Genomic DNA, 6,924 nt, shown 5'->3' with positions numbered 1-6,924 from the left:
CGCGACTGCCGACCCACAAGGCGGCCGACATCGCCGAACTGCTCCCGCATCGCTGGACGCCCAGCGCCACCTAGCTGGCAAGACGGGTTCACCGGGTGCTTACGGTCATGACAACGGGCGAGAAATTCGTTTCTGCGGCTGAGATCGCGCTCATGGCTGACTTGACCACAAGACAAGTCCACAGCCTCGTCCGCATTGGTGCGCTGCCAGCAGCGCTGGTCGTGGGCACTCGAAATCGGTACTTCGCGCCACTGGCGGCAGTCTTTGCCGCGTTCTATTTCCAGACACACGAAGAGCTGACTCTTGCAGCACGGAAACGTGCCATCGCCGTGTTGTGCGAGAGAGTACTAGAGCGCTCCGATTGCCAGATATTCCTGGCTCTCAACGGGCGGTTGCGCAAGACGGAGTTTGATTGGTCGGTGCCCTTTGGCTGCGTCACGATAACGCTGAAGCCCTATGTGCACACTGCCATCAAGCACGTGTTGCAAGCTCGCCGGGCGCTACGCCGTATCGTGGAGGATCCAGGAATCCTAAGCGGCACGGCCTGTTTTAAGGGAACACGGCTGCCGATCAGAAACGCTCTTGCTGCTGTGGCTGCAGGCATTCCTTTCGCAACGCTACACGCTGCCTATCCATTCCTCTCGCCATCCTTGCTTGATGATGCCGCTGTCTACGTGAGGATTCGCCCCAACGCGGGCCGGGAAAGGCGTGCCGCTCAACTCTTTCGCCAGTTGAAGCCGGTACACAGCAAGGTAGTGAGAACGAGTAAAAATTCTCAATAACGTAAGCACCCGGGGAACCCGTCCTGGATAAGCGGAGGTGCGAAGCGATAGTGTGTGCCAGGCGGAACGTCAACGCGTTTGCCGATCGAACCGGAAGCGAACTGATCAGGTTGATATCCTATGATCTCAATGTAGTCATGAAAAACCTTGAATTGTTCGAACCCTCTCGGAACGAGAGGCTTAACTGCGGAGGAGATCACTCAGAACGTTGTCGTATTCCGCGAAATCTTCGAAGAAGAGTTTTTCGGGATGCTTGGTTTCGCTCTCGTATTCGTCAAAGAAATAGCGGGAATACCAGTCATCCGCAAGGAAAGTCAAAGGCCGATGCTCCAAATGTGAACGCAATAAGGGGAAGCGCTGGTCAAAGTATTCCTTGTGGGTCGAAGTTACCATCTCGTACGCCGTAATAAGGCAGTCTCGGTAGCCGCTCAGCATCTCCTTGAACATGGCAGACACGGTACGGAAGTAGAAGGTATAAGACCCCGGAAGCCTCTCCGCTTTGGCATAGCGAGCGTTCTCCTCATACCAATGGGAAAGGTCGGTTTGTGACTCGCCCTCCAGGTACATGGAGAGAGTCCGGAAAGTGTCCCAATGGCTGTTAATGAGATATTGCAGTGTGGTCGAGCAATACTGCTTCGGATCGCGGCGCTCACACATAAGCACCAACGGGCCGAGTGAAGTGTAAGCCGTCAAGCCCCTCTCGATAGCCACCTCGATCTCTGACCACCTGCGCTCAATCTCATAAGACCTCAGGAAGCGATTTAGATGGGACGAATTGAAGTTGTCGACCGCCTCGATTCGAATGGCTGGATCGGACGCCTCGACCTGTTCCCGCCTTCCTCGAGCGCGCGTTGTTTTGGAATAGGCGCCCTCGCGGTTTCGACGCTTGATATTCACCCAATAGCAGCGCTCGCTGGACAGACATATTAAGCAGAGGAACACTGGCAATGGCATACCCAACCAATAGTTCAGCGTGCTGCGCTTGACCGTACGGAGCGTCGTATATTTTCTGGGCGACGACTTGGAGAATTTTACTTCGGCCTGGCTTTTGAGCTGGATGGCAACAAGATCGCCGCGCAGTCGCTTATCCTCTCCGACAATCTCCACGTATACGTCCAGGCCATAGTCTCGTTCGCCTACCTCGCGTATTACCCAGTGACTCGGCAGGGACTGCCGTAGCAGCGCGAGGGATTTTGATTCGGAGATGTGCGTGTCGGCACGGACGGGGTATTCGTTGGACACTTGTTCCTTCTTTCTTGTTGCTCGTTCTAATAGCGGTACAGCGGTGGACGCCCACCCATTAAGTATAGGGCCGCATCAAAGTAAGCGCCTGCACAACATCCCTTGGCGAAGACGTTTAGGTGGTGGGTGCCCACTGAAGACGCTATGTCGGGTGAACCATCTGCGGAACGAATAGGGGCCTAGTCGCGCGGATCGCAGCCCAAATTTGGTTGGGCACTTGACACTGGTACTCGTCTGGCGATGGCGTATCCGTGATGGCCGTTATCTGGGGTAGCCACCCATTCGCTAGCATCGAACCCAGCGATCACCGGTCCCGTCGCTCCTAGTTCGGTCAACCAGTCAGGCGCATCAACTATCGCCCCTTCTAGATTTACGTTTCTGAGACTCGCTGGCCTGAAAGCCGCTGCCGATGGCATGAGCACGCGGTCGAACGAAGCGCCATCGAGAATTGCGTGATTCCACCGCGATCCGCGAAGGTCCGATCGCGAGAATTTGGCCTTCCTGAGGTCGGCATCATCAAAGGTGGCGAATCTAAGATCAGAACCGTTGAATGAAGCACACTTGAGAGAGGCGCCTTTCAGCCTAATTCCCCCAAGTTGCACATTAACAAATTCAAAATTGTCGAGCAGCGCACTATCGAAGTTCCCGACTGGACCGTATCCGTTGTTTATGAATTGCTTCAATACAAGTGCCCGCTCCCGGCTAATTGGCCTTGGGCTAAGTTCTGGAGTATCCGCACTCTTTCCACCAATTTTTACGTCCAGGGATCGATAGGGCAGCATAGCCTCTGTTATTACCTCAGCAGTCGCCGCAGCCTCCACGGAAGGTTCAAGATACGCGTTACGTATGAACTCAAAATTTTGAACATTGAATGATGCATTCGGTGAATCTTCGTATCTAGACACCAACACACCATCCCTATTAAGATTAGCCTCGGCCATGCGACCATGCTGGCGGCTCCAGACTTCAAGCCATTGGTATCGCTCCTTTGTCGTTGCATGGATCTTGGCGAGCTCGCTCCAACATGTGAGCATCAAAATCTCACCTAGCGTCCTTGCGTCTTTCACCAGCATTTCCCTGTCAATACAGGAATTCTTTGCATCCTTTCGTAGTTGGACCGCAAGCCCTTCGATTTGGGGTAATGCTTGCCAAGCTGGAGCCGCTTGAGAAATATAAATTTGCTCATCAATTCTCTTGTTCTGCAGATGCAACAAGGTCGTCTGCGTGATGACAACGGCCAACATTGCAACGGCCACGAATAATTGATAGAGATCAGACTTCGTCACTCGATCCCTGCGCTTGGCTCGTTTATGATCATAAGCCCAGTTTTTGAATTTATTCTTCATTTAGTAAGAAATACTTCTACGCGAAAATTTACTGATAAAATTTTCACGACATCGCTTTTCATTCAACGCACTCCAAATTCCAATGACAGCCGCGATGCCCCCGCACGAATTTAATACTACCCTTCAATTGACTGGTGGCCAGCCCCTACTAGGGACAATAAGGGAACGCCGGTAAACGCCATCGTTTGCTGAACCAGCATCTGGCGTGGCAGTTGGCCTTGCCAGTGCAATGCCGCAAGAAGAGGGATGTACGGTGCACGAACTTGATACCAGGCCGACTGCTCAATGTGGTCGACGCCAGCAAGCCCCACCGACATCAAGCGAAGGAACTCGCGCGGGTCCTCATGGAATTGCTTGACGGCCTCCCCGATACCATGCTCATGGAATGCATTGGGATCAGCGACCACCGCATCGTATCCGCCCTCAGCGCTCCAGAAATTCGGTGTAGAGCCGTCGAGCCTCGGCACTACATCTTCCCTAAGAAACGTATAGCCGTCGTCCATTGCTAGCGCAGCGGTCCACGTAAGCAGAATGGGTACAAGCGTAGAGGTCGAGCAGAATTCCTGCTCCATCTGCTCGTACCCATGCCGTACCCAGACTGCCTCTTCGAAAGATGCTGACATCGGCAAGAACTTCCGTATGCTGGTCGCATAGTGCATACGCTGGCACAGATGCTGGACCCAAGTGCGAGCCAAATCGTGTTGGCCCGTCGCTGCAAGCAATAGGAGCGCAGCATGCACGCTTGCTGAATGATAATCGTAGGCCGGGAGCGCGCTGCAACTGTGGCTTTGGACAAGCGCTTGAACGCGATTTGCGTAGCGGAGTGCCATTTGCTCGGAATCAGCGTGATTATTGAGCGCCGCATAGAATGCCCAGAAGCATCCCTGCTGCCCGAGTCGGCCAAGCTCGTCAAATACGGTACGAGACACTAGGACGCTGTCAGGAAGCACGTCGGCAAAAGCGTCTTGCACCACGTAGTAAGGGTCCATGCTCCGGTGATAGACCTCTGCAACCGAGGCCAACTGAAATAGCAGTTCGCTGAACTCTCGACCGGCCCCCGCATCGCCCGCTTGGAACCGCTCGTGTAGCTTGGACCATACCGCCAGCACGGCATACTGAGACAGTATGTACGGAGCAAGCAGATTCTCCTCGTTTGCCGCCCAAACCGATAGGACCCTCAGTGTGGTGCGAATACCGCGCAAACCAGTAAGTAGGCGCTTGGTCCGGGCGCCAGCTGTTTTCGCTGGTGCTACTGCGCTACTGAGCATTTCGTTGATGAGTCGACGCCCGACCATTACGCACAGCTCAGGAGAGGACACGTTGGCGAGCATGCGTCGCAGCAATGAGCGGTTCGAACTCGGAAGGATGTATTCGTCTAGCAGAAAGCGCTCGGTCCAGGCCGCCAACTTTGAGCCATTCACTTGCTCCGTGGCGACCTTTTTTCTGCGCGACCAGTCTTCAAGGAAAGCGGCGATAGTCTCATTCAGATTTGCACTGAAGTCGCCGTTCGTAACAATCAGTAGCTTCCTCTTTAGCGCCTTGTGCTCCGGCGCTATGTGGCTGCGAAGATAGATGTCTCCTACATCATTGATTGATTGTCGTACCGACTGTGGACCCGTATCCCAATCGCTCCTTCCGATATCGCCACACTTTACTAGCCAGAGAAACAGCTTTGTCTGTCCGTCGCTATCGGGCCCAACTGACGCAATGTCCACTCCATACTGCCGAGGGCCCTTCTGAGGTCGATACACAACCTCATGTCCCATTGCAGACATGAGAAGAGGTAGGAAGACATCTAGCTCACCTTCCTCTCGCATGAGTCCCAGAAAGTCTTCAAGCAATAGCCGGAGGCTGTCAGTCATCGCGCGGTCTCAAGCAGCTTCCTGCGTTCAAGTATCCCTCGCATTGGGTCGGCTAGCTCGCTGGAGGGCAACTCTACCGAGTGGCTGGATTGCGCCATCTCTGTCACTTGTGGAGGTCCAAACTGTGTGTGAGACACGAATTTTCTGCCCTGCGCAATATGCGACTTTGAAACCAGCTGCCGGAAGATCGACTGCTCCTCTGCAGCTCGCATGACCTCCCTGTTGATACGCCTCTTCATAGCCCGCAGCGCCTGCAGCTCCAATTCGCTCGGACGCAGCTCTTTGCGTGCAGGCAATCGAGCCAGAACTCTCCGCCAACGTAGCGCGTTCGCATAGACACCGCGAAAAACATACGCTGTAGGGTCCGACCTCGAGATCTCTGCAGTCTTTTCCTTCAAGAACTGCTCAGTCGCGCTGGGATACTCTGTGAACGCTATATTCAGCATCTGCCCCGCTAGCTGTAGGCGCGCGTCACCGATCGACTCCATCGCTGCAATGACGGCGATGAACTGGCACAAAGTGGGGCCATGGTGAGTTAGCGCGAGAAGTCGTCTCGCCGCCTTCAGCCAACTGTCCGGCCCATGTGCGGCGAATACCGCAGCATCCAACCCGACTGGTGCACGTCTAGACGTGCACAACGACAACAAGCCCGTGACAGATGAGAAGCTCGTGACTGGGCGAACCAGCCATTCAGACAGCACGCGGAAAAACTCAGCTGGATGCTCGGCAAGCCCACCAAAGGCCTCTTTGAACATTTCCACGGCATCACTCTCTAGCGAACAGAGATCGAGCAAGCTCGCCACAGCATAGGGCCGGAGTTCATCGCGAAACATGAGATTTGCAATCGCTCGATCAATCTGGGCACGTGCTTGCTCGCTCTGAACGCCGATAGTCACCATTCCGTTGAGAATACGTTGGAGCGATTCTGCGGCGGCGCCATTTAGCTGATAAAGCGAGTTGGCAATCGCTCCAACAGCTTGGGAGTTGGCAGTGTCGACAGCGCTCAATAGATAGCCCACTGCCGTCGGCGAAAAAGAGGCTATACATGTCATAGCCGACCATGCCGCATGGCCAAATTCGCCCGTTTTCCCGAGAAGAAAATCCGCTAGCGGCTTCTCACACGGAGCTAGCTCGGCTTGGACCACGGGCGCCCCTACCGGCGAAGCATGCAGCAGATGAATAAGAAGCTGGGTATCCGTACGACTTCCCGTCATGAGCCCAACCAAATACCGCGCGGCGATGAGTGGAGTGGCAGACGAAAATGCAACTGCCCAGACTCTCTGCGACGCGTCTCCTCGACGTGGGTCCGCCCTGAGGCCCTCACCAATCTCCGCACCGAGGTCGGTACGCTCGGCAATGTGAGATGCCAACTGTTGAGTTGGTACATGCCAATACGACGCGTCCAGCGTTTCGGCAAAATCAAGCAGAGAAAATGCCTCGATTAGCGAGAGTGCAGATAAATTGCCGATGGCGGGCAGTAGCCAGTGACAAGCTGCTCTGGCCTGCTTCTTCGACAATAGCGATAGAACGGACAGCAGGTTGACCGTAGCGGGGTGCTCGGCGGCAAGCCTTGCCCATGTCTCCTCTTTGTTACTCTTCAGAAGCGGCCGAATGAGCGCTTCATACTGATCCCAGTGCCCCTCTCTCAACGCAAGGATCGCCTCGCGAAGCTGTTCCTCCGTCATAGCCTAT

General features: G+C 54.7%; 5 protein-coding genes. 1 reads left to right on the top strand and 4 read right to left on the bottom strand.

Annotated elements, in window-relative coordinates; genetic code table 11:
- Positions 1-152: 152 nt before the first annotated feature.
- Positions 153-782: a DUF433 domain-containing protein gene (locus tag R2N11_RS23390; RefSeq protein ID WP_316682566.1), complete on the top strand. Its 630-nt coding sequence runs from the start codon at positions 153-155 to the stop codon at positions 780-782.
- Between the two features lie 180 nt (positions 783-962).
- On the opposite strand, the gene R2N11_RS23385 is transcribed toward R2N11_RS23390, so the two are convergent.
- From R2N11_RS23385 to R2N11_RS23370, 4 genes are all read right to left on the bottom strand, one after another.
- Positions 963-2,024, bottom strand: a complete 1,062-nt coding sequence (locus R2N11_RS23385; protein WP_316682565.1) for a DUF4365 domain-containing protein — start codon at positions 2,022-2,024, stop codon at positions 963-965.
- Positions 2,025-2,203: 179 nt separating this feature from the next.
- Complete coding sequence (locus tag R2N11_RS23380; RefSeq protein WP_316682564.1) at positions 2,204-3,370, bottom strand: pentapeptide repeat-containing protein; 1,167 nt, start codon at positions 3,368-3,370, stop codon at positions 2,204-2,206.
- Between the two features lie 116 nt (positions 3,371-3,486).
- Complete coding sequence (locus tag R2N11_RS23375; RefSeq protein WP_316682563.1) at positions 3,487-5,232, bottom strand: hypothetical protein; 1,746 nt, start codon at positions 5,230-5,232, stop codon at positions 3,487-3,489.
- Positions 5,229-6,917 carry a hypothetical protein gene (locus R2N11_RS23370; RefSeq protein ID WP_316682562.1) on the bottom strand — a complete coding sequence of 563 codons (1,689 nt, stop codon included), beginning with the start codon at positions 6,915-6,917 and terminating at the stop codon, positions 5,229-5,231. Before R2N11_RS23370 ends, R2N11_RS23375 begins: the two co-directional genes overlap by 4 nt.
- Positions 6,918-6,924: the final 7 nt, after the last annotated feature.

It is taken from the genome of Ralstonia flaminis, from assembly GCF_958415495.1.
GTDB classification, from domain to species: domain Bacteria; phylum Pseudomonadota; class Gammaproteobacteria; order Burkholderiales; family Burkholderiaceae; genus Ralstonia; species Ralstonia flaminis.
The sequence above is the reverse complement of the archived record's forward strand: the minus strand, read 5'-3'. Positions and strand labels throughout refer to the sequence as shown.